This is a genomic window from Arthrobacter sp. 9AX, assembly GCF_902506095.1.
Lineage (GTDB): Bacteria > Actinomycetota > Actinomycetes > Actinomycetales > Micrococcaceae > Arthrobacter.
In genome coordinates, this window is the sequence record NZ_LR733293.1 from 3,234,608 (window position 1) to 3,260,751 (window position 26,144).

A 26,144-nucleotide genomic window follows, 5' to 3' on the forward strand; every position below is an offset into this window, starting at 1 on the left:
TGCCCAGGCGTGCAAAAGAGTGGCATTCGTTGCGCACCTAGCCCGCAACCCGGAAACAAGCTCACACCCAGCATCATGAGAACAAAACCAAAATGATGCTGCGGCGGCCTTCATCCACTGCCACACAGAACAATTACCAAAATTCTAGCACGGCTTGATCCTGGGCCTTAATCGGGTGTATACGAAAGGCCCCGCCTCCCCCTGCCTGGGCAGAGGGAGACGAGGCCTTTTCAGGAACGCTTAGCGGAAGTCGTTTCCCAGGTCGTAGTCATCCAGCGGGATGGCGTGGAACTCAGGAGCTCCGTCACCGCCCAGGGTGTCGTACGAGAAGTCACTGAACGCGCTGGGGCCGGTGAACAGGTTGGCCTTTGCTTCTTCAGTGGGCTCCACGGTGACCTCGGTGTAGCGCGGGAGGCCCGTGCCGGCCGGGATCAGCTTACCGATGATGACGTTCTCCTTGAGGCCCAGCAGCGGGTCGCTCTTGCCTTCCATGGCCGCCTGCGTCAGGACGCGGGTGGTCTCCTGGAAGGAAGCTGCGGACAGCCAGGACTCGGTGGCCAGCGACGCCTTGGTGATACCCATGAGCTCAGGACGTCCGGAAGCCGGAGTCTTGCCTTCGGACACAACGCGGCGGTTGGCCTCCTCGAAGCGGCTGCGCTCGGCGAGCTCGCCGGGCAGCAGGTCCGATTCGCCGGACTCGATGACCGTGACGCGGCGCAGCATCTGGCGGACGATAACCTCGACGTGCTTGTCGTGGATACCGATGCCCTGGCTGCGGTACACGCCCTGGACTTCGTCCACCAGGAACTTCTGTGCCGCACGCGGACCCATGATGCGCAGGACCTGCTTGGGATCGACCGGTCCGTTGATCAGCTTCTGGCCGACGGTGACGTGGTCGCCATCCTCGATCAGCAGGCGTGAACGGCGCAGGACCGGGTAGGCGATCTCTTCGGTTCCGTCATCCGGGGTGATAACCAGGCGCATCTGACGCTCGGACTCTTCGATGGTGATGCGGCCGGCTGCTTCTGCAATCGGTGCAACACCCTTCGGAGTACGGGCTTCGAAGAGCTCCTGGATACGGGGCAGACCCTGGGTGATGTCGTCGCCACCGCTGGCGGAAACAGCACCACCGGTGTGGAACGTACGCATGGTCAGCTGGGTACCGGGCTCACCGATGGACTGTGCGGCGATGATGCCCACGGCCTCGCCGATGTCAACGGTCTTGCCGGTGGCCAGTGAACGGCCGTAGCACAGGGCGCAGGTGCCAACGCTGGACTCACAGGTGAGTACGGAGCGGACCTTGACCTCGGTGATGCCGGCCTTGAAGAGTTCGTCAATCACCACGTCGCCGCAGTCGGTGCCGGCGGCTGCGAGGACCTTGCCCTCGGAGTCCACGACGTCGACGGCGAGCGTGCGTGCGTAGGCACTGTTCTCGACGTTCTCGTCCAGGACCAGCTCACCGTTGGAGTCGGCGACGGCGATGGGCGTGACCAGGCCACGCTCGGTGCCGCAGTCCTCTTCACGGACAATGACGTCCTGCGAGACGTCCACCAGACGACGGGTCAGGTAGCCCGAGTTGGCGGTACGCAGCGCGGTGTCAGCCAGACCCTTACGGGCACCGTGGGTGGCGATGAAGTATTCCAGCACCGACAGGCCCTCGCGGTAGGAGGACTTGATGGGACGCGGGATGATCTCACCCTTCGGGTTGGCCACCAGGCCACGGATACCCGCGATCTGGCGGACCTGCATCCAGTTACCACGTGCACCGGAGGACACCATGCGGTTGATGGTGTTCATCGGGGACAGGCTGTCACGCATCGCCTGGGCGATCTCGTTCGTTGCCTTGTTCCAGATCTCGATCAGTTCCTGGCGACGCTCGTCGTCATCGATCAGGCCCTTGTCGTACTGGCCCTGGATCTTGGCGGCGCGCTCCTCGTAACCGGCAAGGATGGCCGGCTTCGCGGCCGGTACCTCGATGTCGGAGATGGCAACGGTGACGCCTGAACGGGTGGCCCAGTAGAAACCGGCATCCTTCAGGTTGTCCAGCGTTGCCGCCGTGACTACCTTCGGGTAGCGCTCGGCGAGGTCGTTGACGATGCGGGACAGTTCGCCCTTGTCGGCAACAGCCTCAACCCAGGGGTAGTCCTCGGGCAGGGTCTCGTTGAAGAGGACCTGGCCCAGGGAGGTCTGGACGAGTGCGGGCTGACCCTGCTCCCAACCTTCCGGAGCTTCCCAGCCGGCGTACGGCACGAAGCCTTCGAGGCGGATCTTGACCTGCGAGTTCAGGTGCAGCTCGCGGGCGTCGAACGCCATGATGGCTTCCGCAACCGAACCGAACACGCGGCCTTCACCAGCTGAACCGGCACGCTTGGTGGTCAGGTGGTACAGGCCGATGATCATGTCCTGCGAAGGCAGGGTGACCGGGCGTCCGTCGGAGGGCTTCAGGATGTTGTTAGAGGACAGCATCAGGATGCGGGCCTCAGCCTGCGCTTCGGGGCTCAGCGGCAGGTGCACTGCCATCTGGTCGCCGTCGAAGTCAGCGTTGAACGCGCCACACACCAGCGGGTGAAGCTGAATGGCCTTGCCTTCAACAAGCTGCGGCTCGAACGCCTGGATGCCGAGGCGGTGCAGGGTAGGTGCACGGTTGAGCAGCACCGGGTGTTCGGTGATGATCTCTTCGAGCACGTCCCAGACCTGCGGACGGTAACGCTCCACCATGCGCTTGGCCGACTTGATGTTCTGGGCGTGGTTGAGGTCAACCAGGCGCTTCATCACGAACGGCTTGAAGAGCTCCAGCGCCATCTGCTTGGGCAGGCCGCACTGGTGCAGCTTCAGCTGCGGGCCGACGACGATGACCGAACGGCCGGAGTAGTCAACACGCTTGCCGAGGAGGTTCTGGCGGAAACGGCCCTGCTTGCCCTTGAGCATGTCGCTCAGGGACTTCAGCGGACGGTTGCCCGGTCCGGTGACCGGACGGCCGCGGCGGCCGTTGTCGAAGAGGCTGTCAACAGCTTCCTGAAGCATGCGCTTCTCGTTGTTGACGATGATCTCCGGAGCACCGAGGTCAAGCAGGCGCTTGAGCCGGTTGTTGCGGTTGATCACACGGCGGTAGAGGTCGTTGAGGTCGGAGGTCGCGAAGCGGCCACCGTCCAGCTGGACCATGGGGCGCAGTTCCGGCGGGATCACCGGGACGGCGTCAAGGACCATGCCAAGCGGGCTGTTGTTGGTGGTCAGGAACGCGTTGACCACCTTCAGGCGCTTGAGGGCACGGGTCTTGCGCTGGCCCTTGCCGTTGGCGATGATGTCGCGCAGCAGGTCGGACTCGGCCTGCATGTCGAAGCCTTCAAGGCGCTTCTTGATGGCTTCGGCACCCATGGAGCCTTCGAAGTACATGCCATAGCGGTCGCGCAGCTCGCGGTACAGGCCTTCGTCACCTTCGAGGTCGGCGACCTTCAGGTTCTTGAAGCGGTCCCAGACCTGCTCGAGGCGCTCGATGTCGGCGTCGGCGCGCTTGCGCACGTTGGCCATCTGGCGGTCGGCCGAGTCGCGCGCCTTCTTCTTGTCGGCAGCCTTGGCGCCTTCACCCTCGAGGCGGGCAATCTCGCCTTCGAGGTCGCGGGCGATCGCCGCGATGTCGGAGTCGCGGTTGTCGATCAGCTGCTTCTTCTCGATGTCGTGCTCAACCTGCAGGTTGGGCAGTTCCTCGTGGCGGGCAGCCTCGTCAACGCTGGTGATCATGTAGGCAGCGAAGTAGATGACCTTTTCGAGGTCCTTCGGTGCCAGGTCAAGGAGGTAGCCCAGGCGGGACGGAACACCCTTGAAGTACCAGATGTGCGTGACGGGAGCGGCGAGCTCGATGTGGCCCATGCGCTCACGGCGTACCTTTGCGCGGGTGACCTCAACGCCACAACGCTCGCAGATGATGCCCTTGAAGCGCACGCGCTTGTACTTGCCGCAGTAGCATTCCCAGTCCCGGGACGGGCCGAAGATCTTCTCGCAGAAGAGGCCGTCCTTCTCGGGCTTGAGCGTGCGGTAGTTGATGGTTTCCGGCTTCTTAACCTCGCCGTAAGACCAGCCGCGGATGTCTTCCGCGGTGGCGAGGCCGATCTGCATGAGGCCGAAGGAGGATTCGCTGGACATATGGTCCCTGTTCTCTCTTGTTCTCTAAATTCTGAAGTCTTGGTGCGGGATGAGGAAGGTGAGGTACCGGAAAAGGCGGCGCGGGCGGCGCGTTGCCTTTTCCGGCACGCCTCCTTAGACCTCTTCTACGGAACTGGGCTCTGCACGGGACAGATCGATACCCAGTTCCTCCGCAGCCGTGAAGACTGCGTCATCAGAGTCACGCATTTCAATTGTGGTTCCGTCCGTGGAGAGGACTTCCACGTTCAGGCACAGCGACTGCATTTCCTTGATCAAGACCTTGAAGGACTCGGGAACGCCCGGCTCGGGGATGTTCTCGCCCTTGACGATGGCTTCGTAGACCTTGACGCGGCCGTGGATGTCATCGGACTTGATCGTGAGGAGTTCCTGGAGCGTGTAGGCGGCGCCGTAAGCTTCGAGCGCCCACACTTCCATTTCACCGAAGCGCTGGCCACCGAACTGTGCCTTACCACCCAGCGGCTGCTGCGTGATCATGGAGTACGGGCCGGTGGAGCGTGCGTGGATCTTGTCGTCCACCAGGTGGTGGAGCTTCAGGATGTACATGTAGCCGACCGAGATCGGATCCGGGAACGGCTCGCCGGAGCGGCCGTCGAACAGGCGGGTCTTGCCGGAGGAGTCGATCAGGCGCTGGCCATCGCGGGTCACGTTGGTGGAGTCCAGCAGGCCCGTGATTTCCTCTTCGCGGGCACCGTCGAACACCGGCGTGGCAACAGTGGTCTGGCCACTCTCGCGCGGCAGGTTCGGCAGCTGCTTGACCCACTCGGGCTCGCCTTCGATCTTCCAGCCGGTCTTGGCGACCCAGCCGAGGTGCGTCTCGAGCACCTGGCCCACGTTCATACGGCCCGGGACACCCAGCGGGTTCAGGACGATATCAACGGGGGTGCCGTCGGCAAGGAAGGGCATGTCCTCGATCGGGAGGATCTTGGAGATAACACCCTTGTTGCCGTGGCGGCCGGCGAGCTTGTCGCCGTCGGTGATCTTGCGCTTGGCAGCCACGTAGACGCGGACCAGCTGGTTGACGCCCGGGGGCAGTTCGTCGTCGTTGTCGCGGTCGAAGACGCGCACGCCGATGACGGTGCCGGACTCGCCGTGGGGCACCTTCAGGGAGGTGTCGCGGACTTCGCGGGACTTCTCACCGAAGATGGCGCGCAGCAGGCGCTCTTCCGGGGTCAGTTCGGTTTCACCCTTGGGGGTGACCTTTCCGACCAGGATGTCGCCTGCTTCAACCTCGGCACCGATGTGGATGATGCCGCGCTCGTCCAGGCCGGCCAGGACTTCCTCAGACACGTTGGGGATGTCACGGGTGATTTCCTCGGCACCAAGCTTGGTGTCGCGGGCGTCGATCTCGTGCTCCTCGATGTGGATGGAGGAAAGAACGTCCTCGGCAACAATGCGCTGCGAGAGGATGATGGCGTCCTCGAAGTTGTGGCCTTCCCATGACATGAATGCCACGAGCAGGTTCTTGCCGAGGGCGAGCTCGCCCTGGTCCGTTGCCGGGCCGTCAGCAATAATGCCGCCAACTTCCAGGCGCTGGCCTTCGTTCACCAGTACGCGGTTGTTGTAGCAGTTGCCCTGGTTGGAGCGGGCGAACTTGTTGATGCGGTAGTTGGTTTCCGTGCCGTCGTCGTTGAGCATGATGACGAGCTCGGCGGAAACCTCGGTGACCACACCGGCCTTCTTCGCGATGGTGACGTCACCGGCGTCGACGGCTGCGGCGCGCTCCATGCCGGTGCCCACGAACGGAGCCTCGGAACGGACCAGCGGCACGGCCTGGCGCTGCATGTTGGCACCCATGAGTGCGCGGTTTGCATCGTCATGCTCGAGGAACGGGATCAGGGCGGTAGCCACGGACACCATCTGGCGCGGGGAAACGTCCATGAACTCGACGTCCTCGGCGGGAACGAGGACGGGCTCGCCTCCACCACCACGGGCACGCACGAGGACGGTGTCCTCGGCGAACTTCTTGTTCTCGTCCAGCGGCGCGTTGGCCTGGGCGATCAGCACCTCAGCCTCGTCGTCGGCCGTCAGGTACTGGACGTCGTCGGAAACGACGCCGTCCTTGACCAGGCGGTACGGGGTTTCGATGAACCCGAACGGGTTGATGCGTCCGTAGGAAGCCAGCGAACCGATCAGACCAATGTTCGGGCCTTCAGGGGTTTCGATGGGGCACATACGTCCGTAGTGGGACGGGTGCACGTCACGGACCTCCATGCCGGCGCGGTCACGGGACAGACCACCGGGGCCAAGCGCGGACAGGCGGCGCTTGTGGGTCAGGCCCGAGAGCGGGTTGTTCTGGTCCATGAACTGCGACAGCTGGGAGGTTCCGAAGAACTCCTTGATGGCTGCCACGACGGGGCGGATGTTGATCAGGGTCTGCGGCGTGATGGCCTCGACGTCCTGGGTGGTCATACGCTCGCGGACAACGCGCTCCATACGGGACAGGCCTGTGCGGACCTGGTTCTCGATGAGCTCGCCGACGGCGCGGATACGGCGGTTGCCGAAGTGGTCGATGTCGTCGATTTCGACGCGCAGGTCCACTTCCTGGCCATCGCGGGTGCCCTTGATGGTCTTCTCGCCGGCGTGCAGCGCAACGAGGAACTTGATCATCGCAACGATGTCTTCAACGTGCAGGACCGAGGCTTCCTTGTCGCCAAGGGAGCGGTCGATGCCAAGCTTGCGGTTGATCTTGTAACGGCCAACCTTGGCCAGATCGTAGCGCTTGGAGTTGAAGTACAGGTTGTCCAGCAGCGACTGGGCAGCCTCGACGGTGGGCGGCTCGCCCGGGCGCAGCTTCCGGTAGATGTCCAGCAACGCGTCTTCGCGGGTTTCGGTAGCGTCCTTCTCCAGGGTAGCCCGCATGGAGTCGTACTGGCCGAACTCTTCGAGGATCTGGCCTTCGGTCCAGCCGAGGGCCTTCAGCAGCACCGTGACGGACTGCTTGCGCTTGCGGTCAAGGCGTACGCCCACCTGGTCGCGCTTGTCGATCTCGAGCTCGAACCAGGCACCGCGGGACGGGATGATCTTCGCAGTGAAGATGTCCTTGTCGCTGGTCTTGTCGGCGGCGCGCTCGAAGTAGGCGCCCGGGGAACGGACCAGCTGGGAGACGACGACACGCTCGGTGCCGTTGACAACGAAGGTGCCCTTCTCGGTCATCAGCGGGAAGTCACCCATGAACACGGTCTGCTGCTTGATTTCGCCCGTGTTGTTGTTCATGAACTCGGCCTTGACGTACAGCGGAGCCGAGTACGTAGCGTCCCGGTCCTTGCACTCGGCCATGGTGTACTTGGGGTCAGCGAACTCCGGATCGGAGAAGCTCAGGGACATGGTGCCCTGGAAGTCCTCGATCGGGGAGATCTCTTCGAAGATGTCCGAGAGACCGGACGTGGTGGCGACGCTAAGATCGTTTTCTTCAACGGCTTTCGCTACGCGTGCCTGCCAGCGCTCGTTTCCGACCAGCCAGTCGAAGCTGTCAGTCTGGAGGGCCAGCAGATTCGGAACGTCAAGAGGTTCGTGAATCTTTGCGAATGAAAGCCGGCGAGTGGCACCATCAGTGCTGTCGGCGGTGTTAGCGGTTTCGTTATTAGAGGTGCTCGAGGCGACCAAGAGGGATCCTTCCACAGACCTTCAGGCGTTTTCAGATCTCCCCCGCTGCACCCTGCGGAATGACTCCGCAGTGCTACCATCCGGTTCCGCTATATGACCCGGGGCCGGTGCTGACCATGCTGTGACGTTGTTGACGGCACGTTGATTGCCAGCTGCCAGGCGAAAGCCCACCGCTATATGAAGGCTGAAGGTAAACAGGGAAGACGCAAATATCTACGATACGGCAAAATAACCTACATGTCTACCCCACATCCGGCCTGAATGCAAGCATTGGTTTTCCTTACCGTTTCCTGGGCGGCTGATGAGACGCAGGGTGCCGCTCTCCCGGCAGGGCTGTGGATCCGGAATGCCGGTGGCTCCCCGGACGTTTGAATAGTTGGGTGACCAGCGTCACGGTAGCCTTGGTGGCCTACAACCGGATCAACTCGGGAGAGATAAACATGGGTAACTCCGCGGACAACACTGACGTTGTCATTCTTGCAGCGGCGCGCACGCCGCAGGGCCGGATCAACGGGCAGCTGGCGAGCTTTACCGCCGTCGACCTCGGGGCGCATGCCATCAGGGCAGCGCTTAACGCCGGCGGGGTGGACGCCGGCCAGGTGGAGGCCGTGATCATGGGCCAGGTGCTGCAGGCCGGCGCCGGGCAGAACCCGGCGCGGCAAAGCTCGATCGGGGCCGGCATCGGCTGGAACGTCCCGGCTGTCACCGTGAACAAAGTATGCCTGTCCGGGCTCACGGCAGTGATTGACGCCGCCCGGCTGATCCGCAGCGGGGAGGCCTCCGTGGTGGTGGCAGGCGGGCAGGAATCCATGACCCGCGCACCGCACCTGCTGCCCGGCTCGCGGCAGGGCTGGACCTACGGATCCATCGAGGCACTCGACGCGGCGGCCCACGATGGATTGACCGATGCCTTCGACGGCCACTCGATGGGCCTGTCCACCGAAACCCGCAACCGCGCGCTCGGCATCGACAGGACGTCCCAGGACAACGTGGCTGCGCAGTCACACCAGCGGGCCGCGCTGGCAGCCAAGAACGGAACGTTCGACGACGAAATCGTGCCCATCAGCGTCAAACAGCGCAAGGGCGACCCATTGGTGGTCTCCACCGACGAGGGCGTGCGCCCCAACACTTCGGTGGAATCGCTGGCCGGGCTGCGGGCGGCTTTCGTCACCGATGGCACCATCACCGCAGGCAACTCGTCTCCCTTGTCCGACGGCGCGGCTGCCCTGGTCCTCTCCTCCCGGGCCTTCGCGGAAGAGCACGGACTGGAATACCTGGCAGTAGTGGGCAAGCCGGGGCAGGTGGCCGGGCCGGACAACTCGCTGCACTCGCAGCCCTCCAACGCCATCCGGGACGCCCTGGGACGGGCAGGCTGGAGCACCGCAGATCTGGACTTCATCGAGATCAACGAGGCGTTCGGCTCCGTTGCGGTGCAGTCGCTGAAGGACCTGGACTACCCCCTGGAGCAGTGCAACATCCACGGCGGGGCCATCGCCCTTGGCCACCCCATCGGCGCATCCGGCGCGCGCCTGGCAGGCCATGCGGCGCACGAACTCAAGCGGCGGGGCTCGGGCAAGGCCGCGGTGTCCCTGTGCGGCGGCGGCGGGCAGGGCGAAGCGCTCCTGCTCTACCGCGACTGATGGCCCGCCACGCAGCGGGTGCAGGCCGGGACAGGTTCCTTGCCGATGCCGCGGCCCGCGGACTGCAGGTGGAGGTCGTGGAAAGGCCGGCGGCCAAGAGCCTGGAGGAAGCCGCCGGCATCCTGGGGATCAGTCCCGCGGACATCGTGAAGTCGCTGGTGGTCAAGCACAAGGACGGCTCGTTCCTGTTTGCGCTGGTGCCGGGTGACCGCCAGATCTCCTGGCCCAAGCTCCGGAATCTTGTAGGCGTCAACAAGCTGTCGCTGCCTTCGGCGGATGTTGCGCTTGACGCGACCGGCTACGAGCGGGGGACCATTACGCCGCTGGGCAGCACCAACAGCTGGCCGGTCTACGCGGACGCCACCATCACCGGCCGCAGGATATCGATGGGGGCGGGAGCTCACGGATACAGCGCCTTTGTAGACGCCGACGCCCTGACCGGAGCCCTGGGTGCAGTGGTGGCGGACATCAGCGACCCCACCTGACCCCGGCTCTCCCAATCAGGCAGCGCCACGTGTCGTTTTGGGGTCCCGGAATGACGCCTGGCCTTACTTGGTTGGGTAGGTGGCCACCTGGGGGAACGCAAAAAGCCCCGCCCACAAACGTGGACGGGGCTTTTTGCGGAAAAGGCGTTGTTACTTGAGGGTAACGGTGGCGCCTGCAGCCTCGAGCTGCTCCTTGGCCTTCTCGGCAGCTTCCTTGGTGGCGCCTTCGAGAACAGCCTTGGGTGCGCTGTCAACCAGGTCCTTGGCTTCCTTGAGGCCCAGGGAGGTGATGGCGCGAACTTCCTTGATCACTGCGATCTTCTTGTCGCCGGCAGATTCGAGGACGACGTCGAAGTCGGTCTTCTCTTCAACCTCTTCTGCAGCAGCGCCGGCGGGGCCAGCAACAGCAACAGCAGCAGCGGTAACTTCGAAGGTCTCTTCGAAGAGCTTGACGAACTCGGAGAGCTCGATGATGGTCAGTTCCTTGAAAGCTTCAATGAGCTCTTCGTTGGTGAGCTTCGCCATGGTAGGCGTCCTTCCTGTTGTGGTGTCGGCACGGGCAAAGCCTTGCGTCACACCGGAGTCTGGTGGGGTAAAGAGAATTAGTTCTCTTCGGCAGCAGGAGCTTCAGCTGCGGGAGCTTCGGCTTCGGCGGCGGGTGCTTCTTCAGCGGCAGGCGCTTCGGCAGCTGCCGGTGCACCGTTCTCTTCTTCAAGCTTGAGGCGCAGTGCGTCAATGATGCGTGCAGCGGCTGCGGCAGGTGCCTTGAGGACGCCTGCAACCTTGGCGAGCTGCAGCTCACGGGACTCGAGCGCTGCCAGTGCGGCAACCTCGCTGGCGTTCAGTGCCTTGCCCTCGAAGTAACCGGTCTTGATGACGAGCTGCTTGTTGGTCTTGGCAAAATCCGTCAGGCTCTTGGCAGCGGCAACTGCGTCACCCTTGATGAACGCGATTGCAGTGGGGCCGGCAAGCTGGCCGTCGAATGCTTCGACACCGGCTTCCTTGGCTGCAATGGCGGTCAGGGTGTTCTTGACGACCGCGAACTTGGTGTCCTGGCCGAGAGAAACACGCAGCTGCTTGAGCTGTGCAACGGTGAGCCCGCGGTATTCGGTCAGGACAGCGGCGTTCGATTCCTTGAAATCGTTAGTGATCTCAGCTACTGCTGAAACCTTGGTAGGCGTTGCCATAACCCTCCTTCCGGGGATAGTGCCGGTATGCGACGGTCCCCGCTCAGATGAGCTAAAACTAAAAACGCCCCGCGCAGATGCACGGGGCTTGGCTCAACACGGATCAATCCATGGAGCGTTGCTTCGTTCACCTGCGCCGGCCGCCCTGCGTTGAGGGGCCTTCGTCCAGAAACCCACTGCTTCTCCCGAGCACAACTGCAGAGTTGAGCCATGTTCGAGAGAGTGGATTTCCAACAACCGACGGTCTTTGGTCATCCCAGTCTACGGGAGAGCCCGGGGTCCGCCAAATCGGGGCTCAGCTGGTGCTGGTATGCAGGTGTGGAAGCTCTTTCTGCCAGATCCCGGTCACTCCGGCCGTCTGGAAGCCCAGCTGCTTGTTGACGGTCAGGAGGTACCGGTTCTCCGGCGCGTTCCAGGTGTAGATGATCCGCGCGTCGGGGAACTGCTCGGTGAGCCGCTCCATGTTGGCCACCTTGATCAGCAGGCCCAGCTTGTTGCCGCGGTGTTCCTGCAGGACCAATGTGTCGTCCTGGAAGACGACGTCGGCGCGGTGCGCCAGCACGGTGATGGTCGTCAGGCCCACGAGCGCACCGGATGCGAGATGCTCGACGGCGGTGACCACCGTCCGCCTGCCCTGAGCAATGGCGACCTCCTCCGCTTCGCGGAGGATGGCGCCGTCGAACACCATCTCCTGCTCAACGGGCGGATCCAAGGAGGGATCGACGTCGGCCCCCGCCTGGTTCTCGAGGGCAGCGACGGCCTCCAGCCACGGGTCCGGGCAGCGGTCCGTCCAGTGGTGCAGCCGGTACCGCCCATTGTTGGCCTCATCCGCTTCCGCCTGCAGGTCGGCCACGAGCTTGGAGTCCAACGGCAGGGCGCACGAGCTGAACTGTTCAATGTGCTGCAGGGTGTAGCCGGTGCGCTGCGCGAACTCGACTTCGCGGCTTTCGAGCGGCACAAAGCCCTGCCCCGAGCCGGGGACCAGCTGGGCGCGTTCAAATTCGTGCAGGGACGCGCCCGGGTGGTTGGTGTCCACCAGAATCATGGTGCGGCCTTCCTCGCGGGCCAGCTGTTCCGCTGCCTGAAGCAGGCGCCGCCCCACGCCCTGGCGCTGGTACTCGGGCAGGATGTCGAGAGTGAACTCCGCAAGGTCGAGGTTGTCGGTGAGGGGCAGGGCAATATCGACCGTGCCCACGATCTCCCCCGCGACCTTGGCGACGAGGATGAGCTGACGCTCGTAGGGGTCCTGGAACTCAAGCAGCTTCTCAAGCGGAGCGTAGGCGAGGTCGTCACTCCCCCAGGTCTGCATCCGGACTTTTCGTCCCACCTCGACGGCGGCAAGGAAGTCCGCTGCGTCCGGCGAGTCCAGTGAATCGGGAATCCAAAGCTGCTCGATCTTTACATCGTGTGCCATAGGCGCATCATCCCAGCCGTTTCTGCCACTCGCCTTCATAACCTGCAGGCTCGAATCCAAGTGCGATATTTATGGCCAGCATATGTTGGTTTTCGTTGGCATTCCATGTCAGGACCGAACGGGCCGAAGGCCATCTGTGGCGGGCGCGCTTCAGGTTTGCCACTTTGATGAGCATGCCGAGGCGCCGGCCGCGGTGCCCGGACGTGACGAGGGTGTCCTGCTGCAGGATGGAATCCGGGACACCGGGGCGCCAGTTCAGGACGGTGTAGGCCACCAACTCGCCCGTGGCCCGGTGCACCGCCGCCGTGACGGCAGACCGGGTTCCGCCCCGGACAAGGGTTTGTTCCTCGGCGCGGACCCTGGCCGGGTCCCAGTCCTCGCCCTCCCAGTCCATCCCGGCGATGGGTACGTCCGTGGTCATGGTTGCCTTCAGCCGGGCGTAGGCCTGCACCAGGTTTTCCGGGCAGGCATCGTCCCAGCCGGTGATGGCGTAGTCCTCCGCCCGGGGCGAAGCTTCGGTGACCAACCGGTCCAGCAGTTCCGGCGGCACGGGCAGGGCGAGCCGGCTGGACCGTTCCACCTGCTCCAGCTCATAGCCGGCGGCAACGGCAAAGGCGACGGCCGGGTCGCCGAGCGGCAGTCCGCCGGCACCCGATTTCGCCGGCAGCATTGGTCCCACCGCCGCGTGGGCAGGGACCTCGTGATAAGCGCCCAGGGAAGTCCGGCCGCTGTTTCCGGCCACGGCTTCGGCATGATCCAGCAGGGCACGTCCCAGGCCCTCGCGGCGGCGCCCTGGGACTATCAAGACATCAATCCCGGCGGTGTGCATGTTCTCGCGCAACGGGAGCGTGACCGAGCAGAATCCCACGGTTTCAGGGCCCCGCCTGGCAAGGTAAAGGCGCCGTTCCTCGTACTCGTTGCCCCGCCAATACTCCACGGCTTCCTCGAGCGTGTCGCACCGGTCCAAGTTGCCCCAGAGGGCGCGTTCGTGGGCGACCCGTAGGGCATGGCACTCCAGGAACTCTCTGTAAGCCTGGCCTGGCCCGGTGGCCGTGTCCCAGCCCCGCGGCGGCACCTCGACGGCGGCGATGGTCACTAGAGCGTTTTCGCCTGCAGCTGGAGCGGGTTCGGCCATTTCCCCAGCTTAGGCAGGAATGTGCCCCGTCCGGTAAGTGTCCTGCGACAAGAAGCTTAAAACAAAACCGCCCGGCAGGCGCCGGGCGGTTTTGTCTGCCGCGGAGTGCCGGGGCGAAAGTTCAGACGAGGATTTAGGCCTCGGTCAGAACCTTGGTGACGTTGGGGTCAACGGAGATGCCGGGACCGAACGTGGTGGCAACGGTGGCCTTCTGAATGTAGCGGCCCTTGGAAGCGGAAGGCTTCAGGCGAAGCACCTCTTCCAGAGCTGCTGCGTAGTTCTCGGCCAGCTTGACGGCGTCGAAGGACACCTTGCCGATGATGAAGTGCAGGTTGGAGTGCTTGTCGACGCGGAAGTCGATCTTTCCACCCTTGATGTCGTTGACGGCCTTGGTGACATCGGGGGTCACGGTGCCCGTCTTCGGGTTCGGCATCAGGTTACGCGGGCCCAGGACCTTACCGAGGCGGCCAACCTTGCCCATGAGGTCAGGGGTGGCGACGGCGGCGTCGAAGTCGGTCCAGCCGCCGGCGATCTTTTCGATCAGGTCATCGGAACCAACAAAGTCGGCGCCGGCAGCGATTGCTGCTTCAGCCTTGTCACCCGTTGCGAAAACCAGGACGCGTGCAGTCTTACCGGTGCCGTGGGGCAGGTTGACGGTGCCGCGGACCATCTGGTCAGCCTTGCGGGGGTCGACGCCGAGGCGGAATGCAACCTCAACGGTGGCGTCGAACTTGGACGGGTTGGTGTCCTTGGCCAGCGTCACTGCCTCGAACGGTGCGTAAAACTTCTCCGCGTCGATCTTGGCGGCTGCTGCCTCATATGCTTTGCTGCGCTTTGCCATGCTGCTTGTTTCTCCTTGTGCAGTTGTGGTCTGCGGACCGCGCTGGGCCCTGCCACAGTTGGTGCTCCGACCCGTTATCCGTGCCGGATGTCCAACATTTCAGTTTTGGTGGTGCCGGTGTCCCGGCGGTGCCGCCCGTCGTCGTGACCGGTTTCCCGGGCCCGACCCAAAGGCGGCGGAAGGGATTAACCCTCGACAGTGATACCCATGGAGCGGGCGGTGCCGGCGATGATCTTCGCTGCGCCTTCGAGGCTGGTGGCGTTGAGGTCTTCCATCTTGGTGGAAGCGATCTCGTTGACCTGGGCCTGGGTCAGCTTGGCAACCTTGACGGTGTGCGGGGTTGCTGAACCCTTGGCGACGCCTGCAGCCTTCTTGATGAGCTCTGCAGCCGGCGGGGTCTTGGTGATGAACGTGAAGGAACGGTCCTCGTAGACCGTGATTTCCACGGGGATGACGTTTCCGCGCTGGGCTTCCGTCGCAGCGTTGTACGCCTTGCAGAATTCCATGATGTTGACACCGTGCTGGCCAAGCGCGGGACCGATCGGCGGAGCCGGGTTAGCGGCACCTGCCTGGATCTGCAGCTTGATGAGGCCGGTGACCTTCTTCTTGGGAGCCAATGTAGGGTCCTTCTCTCAATAACGTCCTGGGGCACAGGAGCGTGCCTCAGGTTTTTGGCCGCCATGGCAAGGCGGCCGGCCGTTCCGGTGCTGCCAAAGCGGGCAGCGCCGGGACGAATTCTTGGGTTGTCAGATCTTGGTGACCTGGTTGAACGCCAGGGTGACGGGCGTTTCGCGCTCGAAGATGGAAACCAGCACCACAAGGGTCTGGGATTCGACCTTGATCTCGGAGATCGTGGCGGGAAGGGTCTCGAACGGGCCTTCCTTGACGATGACGGATTCGCCGACCTCGAAGTCGACATCCACCGGGGCCTGGTGCTGCTTGTTGACCGGCTTGCCCTTTTCTGCCTGCTCTTCCTCGAAGACGGGAGCGAGCATGGAGAAAACCTCATCGAGGCGCAGCGGCACGGGGTTGTGGGCGTTGCCCACGAAGCCGGTGACGCCGGGGGTGTGGCGGACGGCGCCCCAGGAGGCGTCGGTCAGGTCCATCCGGACCAGGACGTAGCCGGGGATGCGGACGCGGTTGATGACCTTGCGCTGGGCGTTCTTGATCTCAACGACTTCTTCCATGGGCACCTGGATTTCGAAGATGTAATCTTCCATGTCCAGGGTCTGGATGCGGGTCTCCAGGTTCGCCTTCACGCGGTTCTCGTAACCGGCGTAGGAGTGGATGACGTACCAGTCACCCTCCTGGCGGCGCAGCTTGGCCTTGAACTCCTCGGCGGGGTCAACGTCGGCCTTGGCGGCGGCAACGGCGAGGGCGTCAGCGGACTCCTCGTCGGAGCCGGCCTCGTCGTCGTCCTCTGCGTCAAAGTCGTCAGAGTCGGCGTCGTCGTCGGAATCGGCGTCGCTGGCTTCGGGCGCGGAGGAATCAACCTCAGACTCGTCACCGGCTTCTGCCGTGATGTCCGCGGACTCTTCCAGCTCAGTCTCGGTTACCTCGAGCTCCTGCTCAGACACTTGGTCTCCTGCTTCCTCATTGCCTAACATGCCTATTTAAATGGCTCAATTCCGCACACCGGTGTTCCCCTCCGGCTTCCCGGACGGAACACGCAGCTGCGGATGGTTCAGCCTTAGCTGTCCGTGGGACCGGTACCGCCGAAGACCCAACCGACAGCAGTTCCGAAACCGATGTCCAGCAGGCTGACGATGACCATCATGATGGCCACGAACACCAGCACCACGAGCGTGTAATTGATCAGTTCCTTGCGGGTGGGTGCAACAACCTTCTTCAGTTCGCCGATAATCTGGCGGACAAACAATGCAATGCGGGCGAAGAAGTTTGCCTTGGCGTCCTTCTTAGCTGGGCGGCCTTTGGAGCTGCTGGCAGCTGTTTCGGTCACCTGGTCCTCGCTCATCTTTGCAATGGTGGATTACCCGGCCCTGATCAGAACCATGGTTGCTGCGCTTGCCCCGGGCTTTTCGCCCGGGACAGCTTGCGCAGGGCAGACAGGACTCGAACCTGCAACCTGCGGTTTTGGAGACCGCTGCGCTACCAATTGCGCCACTACCCTATGGAGTGAATGTCACCCGGACCAGAACGAACCGCCAGTTTGCACTGGGGCGCACGCCATCATCCGTGTTTTCAACACCGGTGAACCAGTCTACGCAACAACTTCGCGTTCGTCGAACCGGCCCGTTTCCGGCCCTTCCCGTTGCACTGTCCTGACATTGACTGCAGGGCAGTCACATTCAAAACCGGCAACCCGGAGGGTCCGGTGAACAGCATAGAGTAGAACTCGTCGAATCCCACATTCCAGCCTTCGGGCTGCAAGCGAAGAACGGACCTGCCATGTCTGCCGCCCGCGTTTCCCAGCGCATATCCGCAATTGCCGAATCCGCCACCCTTGCCGTTGATGCCAAGGCGAAGGCGCTGAAGGCAGCAGGCCGGCCGGTTATTGGGTTCGGCGCAGGCGAACCGGACTTCCCCACCCCGGAGTACATCGTCCAGGCGGCGATCGAAGCCGCCAGCCAGCCGAAGTACCACCGCTACTCCCCTGCCGGCGGGCTGCCCGAGCTGAAGAAAGCCATTGCAGAGAAGACCCTGCGCGACTCAGGCTACGCCGTCGACCCTTCCCAGGTCCTGGTGACCAACGGCGGCAAGCAGGCCGTCTACAACACCTTCGCCACCCTGGTGGATCCGGGCGACGAGGTCATCGTCCCCACCCCGTTCTGGACCACCTACCCGGAGGCCATCCGGCTTGCCGGCGGTGTGCCCGTCGAGGTCTTCGCCGGTCCCGAGCAGGACTACCTGGTGACCATCGATCAGCTTGAGGCCGCTGTCACCGAGAAAACGAAGATCCTCCTGTTCGTCTCGCCGTCCAACCCCACCGGGTCGGTCTACTCGCCGGAGCAAGTGGCGGAGATCGGCAAGTGGGCCGCCGCCAAGGGCCTCTGGGTGGTCACCGACGAAATCTACGAACACCTGACCTATGACGGCGTTCCCTTCACCTCCATCGCCACCGCCGCCCCGGAACTGGGCGACAAAGTGGTCATCCTGAACGGTGTGGCCAAGACTTACGCCATGACCGGCTGGCGCGTGGGCTGGATGATCGGCCCGGCCGACGTCATCAAGGCCGCCACCAACCTGCAGTCGCACGCCACGTCCAACGTCTCCAACATCCCGCAGGTGGCGGCCCTCGCCGCCGTATCCGGACCGCTGACCGCTGTGGACGAGATGAAGGTGGCCTTCGACCGCCGCCGGAAGGCCATCGTCGCCGGCCTCAACGCCATCGAGGGCGTGGAATGCCCGACGCCGAAGGGTGCCTTCTACGTATACGCGGATGTCCGTGCGCTGCTGGGTAAGGAATTCCCGACGGCGTCCGGCACCTCCACGCCGCAGACCTCCGCCGAACTGGCTGCTGTGATCCTGGACGAGGTTGAGGTGGCAGTGGTTCCGGGCGAGGCTTTTGGCCCGTCCGGCTTCCTCCGCCTTTCCTATGCGCTGGGCGACGAGGACCTCGCCACAGGCGTGCAGCGGCTGCAGGACTTCCTCGGCAAGGCCCAGTAGGACCCTCTCTCACTTAACGTCGGAAAATCCCAAACGCCCCATCACCTAAAACCTAAAAAACCGGAACGCTCTATCACTTCCTTCAAGCGAGTGATAGAGCGTTCCGGGTTAAGGCGCATCAAGTGAGAGAGCGTTGGCAAAAGCCGTGCGTTAAGTGAGAGAGCGTTGGGCTGGTCAGAGGAGGCGGCGTTCGGCGGCCCACTTGGTGAGCTCGTGCCGGCTGGACAGCTGGAGTTTGCGGAGCACCGCCGAGACGTGGGTTTCCACGGTCTTGATGCTGATGAAAAGTTCCTTCGCCACTTCCTTGTAGCTGTACCCGCGGGCAATCAGGCGCATCACTTCAAGTTCCCGTGCGGAGAGCTTGTCCAGTTCGTCGTCGGCGATGTCCGCCGGGGCGGTGCCAAAGGCGTCCAGGACGAAGCCGGCAAGGCGCGGCGAGAAGACGGCGTCTCCGCCGGCCACCCGGTACACGGCGTCGGTGATCTCCTTCCCGGAGATGGTTTTGGTGACGTAGCCCCGGGCTCCCGCGCGGATCACGGCCACCACGTCCTCGGCGGCGTCCGAGACACTGAGCGCCAGGAACCGTGTGGTGGACAGGAGCGCGGCCGAACCGGCGATGACTTCCCGCCCGCCGCCGCCCAGGCCGCCGGGCAGGTGGACATCCAGCAGCACCACCTCCGGGCGCTCCTGCGCAATCACGGCAATCGCCTGTTCCACCGTGGCTGCTTCCCCCACCACTTGGATGCTCGGGTCCAGGTCCGCCTTGAGGCCGGAGCGGAAGATCGCATGGTCGTCAACGATCACCACCCGGACTGTGGTGGCGGGCCGGACCGGGCCCGTACCGGGTCCCTGCGTGGTGTTCATGGTTTACCTTCCGTGCTCTGCGATGCTTTGTCGGCCTGCGGGACGGCGGGGTAGCCCAGCCGCACCTCTGTGCCCTCTGCGGTGCTGGTGATGGTGGCCGTGCCGCCATGGCGGTTCATCCGGCCGATGATGGACTCACGGACGCCGAGCCTGTCCTCCGGCACGTGCTGCGGTTCGAAGCCCGGGCCGCGGTCCTTGATGAAGATTTCGGCCCGTCCGCCGGATACCTCCAGATACACCGAGACGGTCCCGCCGCCGTGCCGGGAAGCGTTCAGCATCGCCTCGCGGCCGGCCTGGATCAGCGCTTCATGGCCCTCGGTGACGGCGGTGTCCCCCACGCTCACCACCTCCACGGCGTTGCCCAGCAGGTCCTCTACCTCGGCAGCGACTGCCTTGATCCGGTCCGACAGCTGCCCGGCATCCTTTCCCGGATCGGCGAACAGCCAACCCCGCAGCTCCCGTTCCTGGGCGCGGGCCAGCCGGACGACGTCGTGTTCGTTGGATGCCCGCCGCTGGATCAGTGCCAGGGTCTGGAGCACGGAGTCATGGAGGTGGGCCGCGATTTCCGCGCGCTCGGTTTCCCGGATCCGGCCGGCCCGCTCGGCCTCAAGGTCACGCCAGAATTTCAGCGCCCACGGAAGGAGGACCAGCACCACCCCGCCCAGGACTGCAACGGAAGCCAGCAAAGCGAGCCAGGTCTGTTCCCAGGAACCGGAGCCGGAGACCATCACCAGGACGCCCGCCACCACCAGCGCCAGGCCTGCCGCGAGTCGGGCCCAGCCGCCGGCCTGGTTTGCTTTGGTTTTGTCCACCAGCCCGGCGCGCCGGGTTTCATCCAGCTGCATCCAGGCGATGGAAGCGCCGCCCAGGACTGCTGCGGCAGGAATCAACGTGCCCAGCGGAACGTCGACGCCGAGGATCTGCGCGATCAGGATGCCCGCCACCAGCAACAGTCCGACGCCGAGCAGGATTTCCTTGCCGTACCGCATGTCCCGGAACTGGAACCATGGCGGGCGTGCTGCCGCCGGAGTGGTTCCGCCGAAGTCCCCCGGCGCAGCGTAGGCCGGGTCGCCGGGTCCGTCCCTGAAGGCGCCGGCGCCTGGCATACCCGGCGGCGGCATACCAGGCAGCGGCATGCCCGGTTCCGGGATCGGGACACCGTGGATACCGCCCGGGACGCCGCCCTGGACACCACCGCGGGCAAAGGCATGAGAGGGCTCCTGGCTCACCGCAGGTGCAATGGGCGACGCCGGCCGCCGTGCCTGCCGGCGGGCGTGTTCGTCCGCCGTGGGGACCATGATCCACAGCCAGCCATAGAAGACCACGCCGGCCCCGCCCGCCAGGCAAGCCAGGATCATCCCCACCCGCACGTTGCGGACCGGCCAGCCCAGGTGTGCGGCAAGGCCGGAGCACACACCCGCGATGAAGCGGTCGCTGCGCCGGACCAGCGGAGGCCGGAGGGGGGCTGTTGTCATAAGTCAATCCAAACACGGATCAGGGTTTCCCGGACCCGGTTCCGGCCTGAACCGGGGGCCGCTCAGGGACGGCTCAGGGTGTCCCCCAGTAGAGCCGAAGCGCCGCGGACGGAAGGATCGAGGTATGAACTCGCAAACACCCACCCCCGACGACAGCCATCCAACTGAACCCCTCCCTGAGCGGACGAACGCCCACCCCACCGAACCCCTGCCGCCAACCTCCGGGAGCCCCCAGGACCGGACGCAAAACCAGACGCCGGACCAGCCGCAGGACCAGGGAAACGAATCCAACCGCTCCTCCTCCGCGCCGAACGCGGGAACCTACTCCGCACCGAACACCGGAAGCTACGCCTACGCCGGGATGCCCGGCCAGCAGTCTGACTTCTTCGGCTGGCTGCGCAGCCACGGCATCAGCCGCGGCCAGGACCGCTGGATCGGCGGCGTATCGAGCGGCATCGCGCACCGCATGGGAATCGACCCACTGATCGTCCGCGGAGTCTTCATCGTCCTCACCCTCTTCGCCGGCATCGGCGTCCTCCTCTACGGCCTGTCCTGGGCGTTCCTGCCTGAACCCGATGGCCGTATCCACGTCCAGGAGGCAGGTGCCGGCCGCTGGACCAGCGGCATGACCGGTTCCCTGATCGCCACCATCCTCGGCTTCAGCGGGTTGGGCGGAGGCTTCTGGGGCTGGGGCAACCACGGCTTCGGCGCCTTCCTCTGGACCGTCTTCTGGGTAGGCGGCGCCATCTACCTGATCTACTACCTCGTGCAGCGGAACAAGGCCGCAGTGGGAACCCCGGCGGCCGCAGCATCGGCCGGCACCAACGCCTACGCTGCGGGCATGTCCTCGGCGACCACACCGCCCTACTCCGACGTCGCAGGAACCGGTCCGTTCACCGGAAGCCCCTACGGCGGCACCTCCGCGGGCATTCCTTCCGGGAGCGGCTACGGCGGCAGCGGCGCCTACGGCGGCAGCGGCTGGGACAACGGACGGTCCGGGGGCACCCGCCCGCCCCAAGGTCCTCCCCCGGCACCTAAGGTGCGTCCCGCTGGTCCCGGCGCACCCGCTGTCGCGATCGTTGCCGGCAGCGCCCTACTGGTGGGCGCCGGCCTGAAAGCACTGGATGTCACCAACATCATCAACCTCGGCGACTCCACCAACGCCATCGCCTGGGCCGGCGCGGCAGTGGTACTTGGCCTCGGGATCCTTGTGATGGGCCTCCGCGGAAGGACAGCCGGCATCCTCTCGTTTTTCGCGGTGGCGGCGCTCATCATCGGCGGCATCTTCAACGTAGTGGGAAACAACGCCGACCGCGTCCGCTTCCAGGAAGTCAACTGGACCCCCACCAGCACCCAGCAGGCAACAGACGGGTTGAACATCACCGCCGGCCGCGGCACGGTGGACCTTACCGGGCTGGCCCTGACCGCCCCACTGCAGTCCGAGGTCCTGGTCCCGCTGGACATCACGGCCAGCAACGTCACGGTGGTCATCCCGGACACTGTGCCCGTGGACGTCAGGGCCAACATGACCCTCGGCAACCTGAACGAGGGGGGAAGCCAGCGCGGCGGGATCTCCACCCGTGAAACCAGCTACAACACCGACAAGCCCGGCAGCCACCTGGTGATCCAGATCGACGGCACCGTCAGCAACGTCACCATCAAGGAAGGTAACTAAGATGAGCAGCCAAACTCCGGCCCCGGACCCTTACGTTCCAGACCCCTACGTCCCGGGAAGCACGACGGCGGCAGGCACCTCGGCTGCCCCTCCTGCAGGGGCGAGGGTGGGCACCGTGGTGTGGGGCCTGATCGTCCTGGCCCTCGCCGCACTGATCATCATCGCCCAGCTGGGCATCGTCACCCTGAACGGGACCTACGTCCTGATTGGCCTGATGATCGGCGCCGGCGCCGCCCTGGTGGTGGGCGGCCTCCTCTCCGCCCGGAAACGTGACAACAGCCCCTCAACACGGAAGTCTTGAACCATGGACAAGTTTTTCAGCATCGTCAGGGGCTTGGGCCTGAAGCGCGGACCGGAACGCTGGCTGGGAGGGGTACTGGGAGGTATCGCCGCCAAGCTCAACGTGGATGTTGCTTTCGTCAGGATTGCCTTCCTGATCTTCTGCCTGCTCCCCGGTCCGGCCGTGATCTTCTACCTGCTGGCCTGGGTGGTCCTGCCGGACCAGCGAAACGCCATCCCGCTTGAGACGTTCCTTCAGCGGCGGTCCATCAACGGCTCCTAAGCCCTGCAGCCAAAGGCTTCCGCTCCTCCTACGGAGCGGGAGCCTTCCGCATTCTTGCCTCCGGGGCGGCTCCATCGCGGGAGCGGCCAATGTAACCGGTTTGTGTCGTACCCCACACCCCCCACTAGACTCTATGTGAGCTCAGCGTGGCGCTCTGCCTGTATACCTTCTCCCAGGATTTGAGCCAGAGACATGAAAATTGGAATTCTTACCAGCGGTGGCGACTGCCCCGGACTGAACGCCGTGATCCGCGGGGCCGTCCTCAAGGGCATCGCCATCCATGGTCACGAATTCGTGGGTTTCCTCGACGGCTGGCGCGGCGTGGTCGAGGGCGACATCATCGACATCCCCCGCACCATGGTCCGTGGTATCGCCAAGCAGGGCGGCACCATTTTGGGGACCTCCCGCACCAACCCCTTCGAAAACGGCGGCGGCCCCGAGGTCATCAAGGCCCACATGGATCGCCTCGGCATTGACGCGATCATCGCCATCGGCGGTGAGGGAACCCTGGCCGCGGCCAAGCGCCTCACCGACGCCGGACTAAAAATCGTGGGCGTCCCCAAGACCGTGGACAACGACCTCGACGCCACCGATTACACCTTCGGTTTCGACACCGCCGTGCAGATCGCCACCGAAGCGATCGACAGGCTGCGCACCACTGGGGAATCACACCACCGCTGCATGATCGCCGAGGTGATGGGCCGGCACGTGGGCTGGATCGCCCTGCACGCCGGCATGGCCGCCGGCGCCCACGCCATCCTCATCCCGGAGCAGAAGGTCAGCATCGAGCAGATCACCGAATGGGTGAACGACGCCCACGCCCGTGGCCGTGCGCCGCTGGTGGTGGTGGCCGAAGGCTTCGTGCCCGAGCACATGGAAACTCCGCACTCCGAACGCGGGCTGGACACCTTCGGCCGGCCCCGCCTGGGCGGCATCGCGGACCAGCTCGCCCCTGAACTCGAGGCCCGCACCGGCATCGAGACCCGTGCCACCATCCTGGGCCACATCCAGCGCGGTGGCGTGCCGTCCGCTTTCGACCGGGTCCTCGCCACCCGGCTGGGCATGGCCGCCATCGACTCGGTGGTGGAAGGCTACTGGGGCACCATGGTGGCGCTGAAGGGCACGGACATCGAGCACGTGGGCTTCCAGGAGGCCCTGGGCCAGCTCAAGACCGTCCCGCAGAAGCGCTACGACGAAGCCGCTGTCCTCTTCGGCTAAAGGTGTCCTGCCCGGCTGGGCCTGCCCGCCGCCCTAGGCTGGGGTTATGACACTTGACCCCGGTTCCGCCGCCATCATCCAGCTTGCCTGGGCCCGGCGCCTGGGCCTCGACGACGACGCTTTCGGAAATGCACTGGCCTCCGGGGAGCGGATTGTCCGCGCGGACGAATCAGCCCGGACCGTGGAGTTCGTCCGGCTCTTCGGCAGTTCGGCGCTGGTGGGTCCGCAGTGGGTCATCGACGCCGCCGCGGACCTGCCGGACGAGGAGATGGCCCAGCACGTTACGCTCCTGACTCTGACCCGGTCCCACGGGGGCCATGGGCTGGGCGCCGCCGCGCTGTTCTTCGCGGACGACCTGCCGCTCAAGCAGCCGCCGGAAGAGATGACGGTCTCGCACGGCAACCCGGAAGCCATCGAGCTTGAGGGCCGCTGCCCTCCGGATGACGTCAACGAAGTAGGCCTGTCGGACCTCGAAAACCGTTACACGATCGTCCACGAGGTGGAGGGCCGGCGCGTGCCCCTGGCCTGCGGCGCCTACTCCGAGTGGGTGGGCCTGCTGGCGCACCTCGGGGTCCTGGTGGACCCGGACTGGCGGCGCCGCGGCCTGGGCACCCTTGCGGTGTCCATCGCCGCCCACGAAGCCCTTGCCGCCGGACTCACCCTGCAGTGGCGCACCGACGTCAGCAATACCGGGTCCCTGGCGCTGGCCCGGAAGCTCGGCCTGTCAACCGGCGGAATCCAGACCAGCGTCCACCTTGGCTGACGTCGAAGCGCCCCAGTTCTGAACGGGCTGGGGCTTGGCAAAGAACAGTGCCACGGCTGCGCCCACCAGGATCACTCCGGCGGGAAGCAGGATGGACTGGCCCATCGCCGTCGCAAATCCACCGTGGAGGGCCTCCGGAAGGCTTCCGGAGAACGCCATGCCCCCGCCGGCGCCTCCGCCGGGACCGCCCGCGGGAAGCTCGGCCGCCAGCCGGGACTGGATCAGCACGGCGATGGCGGCGCTGCCCAGCACCGCCCCGATCTGGCGCGTCGTGTTGTAGACCCCTGAGCCGGCACCGGCCTGGCGCGGCGGAAGGTTGCGCGTGGCGGTGGTGCTCAGCGGCGCCCAGATGCCTGCGTTCGCGAACCCCAGGACGGCGCTGGGGAGCAGGAACATCAGGATGGGCGTGTCCGGCTGCATCAACGCAGAGTTCCAGACCAGCGCCACGGCCATCAGCACCAGGCCCGCGGCCGTGATGAACTTGGGGTTGACCTTGTCGATGACCTTCCCCACCACGGGCGCCAGGCCGCCGGAGATCAGGGCCATGGGCACCATCATGAGCGCCGACTGGGTGGGTGTCAGGCCGCGGACCAGTTGGTAGTAGAAGATCAGCGGGAGGCTGAACGCCGTCACGGTGAAGCCCACGGTGGTGATCCCGATGTTGGCGAGGGAGAAGTTCCGGTCGCGGAAAAGGGCGAGCGGCAGCAGCGGTTCACCCTTGTTGAAGCGCTGCCAGAGGACAAACAGCACCAGGACGGCGATCCCCGCGATGATCAGGCCCCACACGGTGATGGGCCCGGTGATGGTGCCCCAGTTGTAGGTTTCGCCTTCCTGGATGCCGAAGACCAGCAGGAACAGTCCGACGGCGCTGAGCAGGACACCCGGGATATCGAACCGGTGCGGGTGGGTGCTGAGGGCGGGAACGTTCCGCCAGGCGAGGATGAAGCCGGCGATGCCGACCGGCACGTTGATGAAGAAGATCCATTCCCAGCCAAGCCCGTCCACCAAAACACCGCCCAGGATGGGGCCCACCAGCGTGGCCACGCCGGCTGTGGCTCCCCAGACCGCCATGGCCGCACCGCGCCGGTCCGGCGGGAAGATGCGGGTGATCACTGCCATGGTCTGGGGCGTCATGATGGCGGCGCCGAGGCCCTGCAGCACCCGGGCGGCAATCAGGGTGGTGACATCGCCGGAGAGGCCGCACCACAGGGAGGCAAGGGTGAACACCACCAGCCCTGACAGGTAAAGCTTCTTGGGCCCGAACCGGTCGCCCAGCCTGCCGGTGATCAGCAGCGGGACGGCATAGGCGAGCAGATAGGCGCTGGTGACCCAGATGACCGCGTTGATGTCTGCATTCAGGCCCTCCATGATCCGCGGGTTTGCCACGGACACGATGGTGGTGTCGATCAGGATCATAAAGAACCCGATCACCAGAGACCAAAGGGCCGGCCACTGCTTTGCTACGTTTTCCACTGGGTCATCCTTCGTCAGGTT

Annotated in this window: 21 protein-coding genes and 1 tRNA gene; 8 read left to right on the forward strand and 14 right to left on the reverse strand. The window is 64.8% G+C overall.

The annotated features are described in order from the left end of the window. Positions 1-240 precede the first annotated feature (240 nt). Both BACI348_RS14935 and rpoB read right to left on the reverse strand, forming a co-directional pair. Complete coding sequence (locus BACI348_RS14935) at positions 241-4,140, reverse strand: DNA-directed RNA polymerase subunit beta' (protein ID WP_159827044.1); 3,900 nt, start codon at positions 4,138-4,140, stop codon at positions 241-243. 114 nt (positions 4,141-4,254) lie between these two features. Then, positions 4,255-7,764 carry a DNA-directed RNA polymerase subunit beta gene (rpoB, locus tag BACI348_RS14940; protein ID WP_159827047.1) on the reverse strand — a complete coding sequence of 1,170 codons (3,510 nt, stop codon included), beginning with the start codon at positions 7,762-7,764 and terminating at the stop codon, positions 4,255-4,257. Between the two features lie 440 nt (positions 7,765-8,204). On the opposite strand from rpoB, the gene BACI348_RS14945 reads away from it, so the two are divergent. Both BACI348_RS14945 and BACI348_RS14950 read left to right on the forward strand, forming a co-directional pair. After that, positions 8,205-9,404 carry an acetyl-CoA C-acetyltransferase gene (locus BACI348_RS14945; RefSeq protein WP_159830169.1) on the forward strand — a complete coding sequence of 400 codons (1,200 nt, stop codon included), beginning with the start codon at positions 8,205-8,207 and terminating at the stop codon, positions 9,402-9,404. Further along, entirely contained in the window at positions 9,404-9,889 is a 486-nt protein-coding gene (locus BACI348_RS14950; RefSeq protein ID WP_159827050.1) for an aminoacyl-tRNA deacylase, read from the forward strand. The genes BACI348_RS14945 and BACI348_RS14950 overlap by 1 nt, the downstream gene beginning before the upstream one ends. 150 nt (positions 9,890-10,039) lie before the next feature. Here BACI348_RS14950 and rplL read toward each other — a convergent pair whose 3' ends face one another. The 9 genes from rplL to BACI348_RS14995 form a co-directional block, all read right to left on the reverse strand. Further along, positions 10,040-10,414, reverse strand: a complete 375-nt coding sequence (gene rplL / locus BACI348_RS14955; protein WP_159827053.1) for a 50S ribosomal protein L7/L12 — start codon at positions 10,412-10,414, stop codon at positions 10,040-10,042. 77 nt (positions 10,415-10,491) lie between these two features. Further along, positions 10,492-11,076, reverse strand: coding sequence for a 50S ribosomal protein L10 (rplJ, locus tag BACI348_RS14960; RefSeq protein WP_159827056.1), 585 nt, complete (start codon positions 11,074-11,076; stop codon positions 10,492-10,494). Positions 11,077-11,371: 295 nt separating this feature from the next. After that, positions 11,372-12,490: a GNAT family N-acetyltransferase gene (locus BACI348_RS14965; RefSeq protein WP_159827059.1), complete on the reverse strand. Its 1,119-nt coding sequence runs from the start codon at positions 12,488-12,490 to the stop codon at positions 11,372-11,374. 7 nt (positions 12,491-12,497) lie between these two features. Beyond that, on the reverse strand, positions 12,498-13,625 hold the full coding sequence (locus tag BACI348_RS14970) for a GNAT family N-acetyltransferase (protein ID WP_159827062.1): 1,128 nt from the start codon (positions 13,623-13,625) through the stop codon (positions 12,498-12,500). Positions 13,626-13,758: 133 nt separating this feature from the next. Continuing rightward, positions 13,759-14,466 (reverse strand): 50S ribosomal protein L1, encoded by a 708-nt coding sequence (gene rplA / locus BACI348_RS14975; RefSeq protein ID WP_115525236.1) that lies wholly within the window; start codon positions 14,464-14,466, stop codon positions 13,759-13,761. A 185-nt stretch (positions 14,467-14,651) separates the two neighbouring features. Further along, the gene (gene rplK / locus BACI348_RS14980) at positions 14,652-15,083 is read right to left on the reverse strand and encodes a 50S ribosomal protein L11 (RefSeq protein WP_003803853.1); all 432 of its coding nucleotides are present in this window, start codon (positions 15,081-15,083) and stop codon (positions 14,652-14,654) included. A 129-nt stretch (positions 15,084-15,212) separates the two neighbouring features. After that, positions 15,213-16,043, reverse strand: a complete 831-nt coding sequence (gene nusG / locus BACI348_RS14985) for a transcription termination/antitermination protein NusG (protein ID WP_159827065.1) — start codon at positions 16,041-16,043, stop codon at positions 15,213-15,215. A gap of 113 nt (positions 16,044-16,156) precedes the next feature. Then, entirely contained in the window at positions 16,157-16,441 is a 285-nt protein-coding gene (gene secE / locus BACI348_RS14990) for a preprotein translocase subunit SecE (RefSeq protein WP_050054296.1), read from the reverse strand. An 83-nt stretch (positions 16,442-16,524) separates the two neighbouring features. Continuing rightward, a tRNA-Trp gene (locus BACI348_RS14995) sits at positions 16,525-16,597 on the reverse strand. A gap of 278 nt (positions 16,598-16,875) precedes the next feature. On the opposite strand from BACI348_RS14995, the gene BACI348_RS15000 reads away from it, so the two are divergent. Next, positions 16,876-18,093 carry a pyridoxal phosphate-dependent aminotransferase gene (locus BACI348_RS15000; protein WP_159827068.1) on the forward strand — a complete coding sequence of 406 codons (1,218 nt, stop codon included), beginning with the start codon at positions 16,876-16,878 and terminating at the stop codon, positions 18,091-18,093. 174 nt (positions 18,094-18,267) lie between these two features. Here BACI348_RS15000 and BACI348_RS15005 read toward each other — a convergent pair whose 3' ends face one another. Further along, positions 18,268-18,957, reverse strand: coding sequence for a LuxR C-terminal-related transcriptional regulator (locus BACI348_RS15005; protein WP_201298432.1), 690 nt, complete (start codon positions 18,955-18,957; stop codon positions 18,268-18,270). Continuing rightward, complete coding sequence (locus BACI348_RS15010) at positions 18,954-20,432, reverse strand: ATP-binding protein (protein ID WP_159827071.1); 1,479 nt, start codon at positions 20,430-20,432, stop codon at positions 18,954-18,956. The genes BACI348_RS15005 and BACI348_RS15010 overlap by 4 nt, the downstream gene beginning before the upstream one ends. A gap of 124 nt (positions 20,433-20,556) precedes the next feature. On the opposite strand from BACI348_RS15010, the gene BACI348_RS15015 reads away from it, so the two are divergent. The 5 genes from BACI348_RS15015 to BACI348_RS15035 all read left to right on the forward strand — a co-directional run bounded on the left by BACI348_RS15015 (position 20,557) and on the right by BACI348_RS15035 (position 24,650). Further along, on the forward strand, positions 20,557-22,107 hold the full coding sequence (locus BACI348_RS15015; protein ID WP_159827074.1) for a PspC domain-containing protein: 1,551 nt from the start codon (positions 20,557-20,559) through the stop codon (positions 22,105-22,107). Between the two features lies 1 nt (position 22,108). Then, entirely contained in the window at positions 22,109-22,408 is a 300-nt protein-coding gene (locus BACI348_RS15020; RefSeq protein ID WP_201298433.1) for a hypothetical protein, read from the forward strand. A gap of 3 nt (positions 22,409-22,411) precedes the next feature. Next, on the forward strand, positions 22,412-22,669 hold the full coding sequence (locus BACI348_RS15025) for a PspC domain-containing protein (protein WP_159827077.1): 258 nt from the start codon (positions 22,412-22,414) through the stop codon (positions 22,667-22,669). A 192-nt stretch (positions 22,670-22,861) separates the two neighbouring features. Next, the gene (locus BACI348_RS15030) at positions 22,862-23,887 is read left to right on the forward strand and encodes an ATP-dependent 6-phosphofructokinase (protein WP_159827080.1); all 1,026 of its coding nucleotides are present in this window, start codon (positions 22,862-22,864) and stop codon (positions 23,885-23,887) included. Positions 23,888-23,933: 46 nt separating this feature from the next. Next, positions 23,934-24,650, forward strand: coding sequence for a GNAT family N-acetyltransferase (locus BACI348_RS15035; protein ID WP_159827083.1), 717 nt, complete (start codon positions 23,934-23,936; stop codon positions 24,648-24,650). On the opposite strand, the gene BACI348_RS15040 is transcribed toward BACI348_RS15035, so the two are convergent. Next, positions 24,612-26,123, reverse strand: a complete 1,512-nt coding sequence (locus tag BACI348_RS15040) for a DHA2 family efflux MFS transporter permease subunit (RefSeq protein ID WP_159827086.1) — start codon at positions 26,121-26,123, stop codon at positions 24,612-24,614. The genes BACI348_RS15035 and BACI348_RS15040 overlap by 39 nt on opposite strands. Between the last annotated feature and the right edge of the window lie 21 nt (positions 26,124-26,144).

Coding starts and splice junctions, on each gene's coding strand:
- BACI348_RS14935 (WP_159827044.1), bottom strand. CDS start 4,140: ATGTCCAGCGAATCCTCCTTCGGCCTCATGCAGATCGGCCTCGCCACC.
- BACI348_RS14945 (WP_159830169.1), top strand. CDS start 8,205: ATGGGTAACTCCGCGGACAACACTGACGTTGTCATTCTTGCAGCGGCG.
- BACI348_RS14950 (WP_159827050.1), top strand. CDS start 9,404: ATGGCCCGCCACGCAGCGGGTGCAGGCCGGGACAGGTTCCTTGCCGAT.
- rplL (WP_159827053.1), bottom strand. CDS start 10,414: ATGGCGAAGCTCACCAACGAAGAGCTCATTGAAGCTTTCAAGGAACTG.
- rplJ (WP_159827056.1), bottom strand. CDS start 11,076: ATGGCAACGCCTACCAAGGTTTCAGCAGTAGCTGAGATCACTAACGAT.
- BACI348_RS14965 (WP_159827059.1), bottom strand. CDS start 12,490: ATGGCACACGATGTAAAGATCGAGCAGCTTTGGATTCCCGATTCACTG.
- BACI348_RS14970 (WP_159827062.1), bottom strand. CDS start 13,625: ATGGCCGAACCCGCTCCAGCTGCAGGCGAAAACGCTCTAGTGACCATC.
- rplA (WP_115525236.1), bottom strand. CDS start 14,466: ATGGCAAAGCGCAGCAAAGCATATGAGGCAGCAGCCGCCAAGATCGAC.
- secE (WP_050054296.1), bottom strand. CDS start 16,441: ATGAGCGAGGACCAGGTGACCGAAACAGCTGCCAGCAGCTCCAAAGGC.
- BACI348_RS15000 (WP_159827068.1), top strand. CDS start 16,876: ATGTCTGCCGCCCGCGTTTCCCAGCGCATATCCGCAATTGCCGAATCC.
- BACI348_RS15005 (WP_201298432.1), bottom strand. CDS start 18,957: ATGAACACCACGCAGGGACCCGGTACGGGCCCGGTCCGGCCCGCCACC.
- BACI348_RS15010 (WP_159827071.1), bottom strand. CDS start 20,432: ATGACAACAGCCCCCCTCCGGCCTCCGCTGGTCCGGCGCAGCGACCGC.
- BACI348_RS15015 (WP_159827074.1), top strand. CDS start 20,557: ATGAACTCGCAAACACCCACCCCCGACGACAGCCATCCAACTGAACCC.
- BACI348_RS15020 (WP_201298433.1), top strand. CDS start 22,109: ATGAGCAGCCAAACTCCGGCCCCGGACCCTTACGTTCCAGACCCCTAC.
- BACI348_RS15025 (WP_159827077.1), top strand. CDS start 22,412: ATGGACAAGTTTTTCAGCATCGTCAGGGGCTTGGGCCTGAAGCGCGGA.
- BACI348_RS15030 (WP_159827080.1), top strand. CDS start 22,862: ATGAAAATTGGAATTCTTACCAGCGGTGGCGACTGCCCCGGACTGAAC.
- BACI348_RS15035 (WP_159827083.1), top strand. CDS start 23,934: ATGACACTTGACCCCGGTTCCGCCGCCATCATCCAGCTTGCCTGGGCC.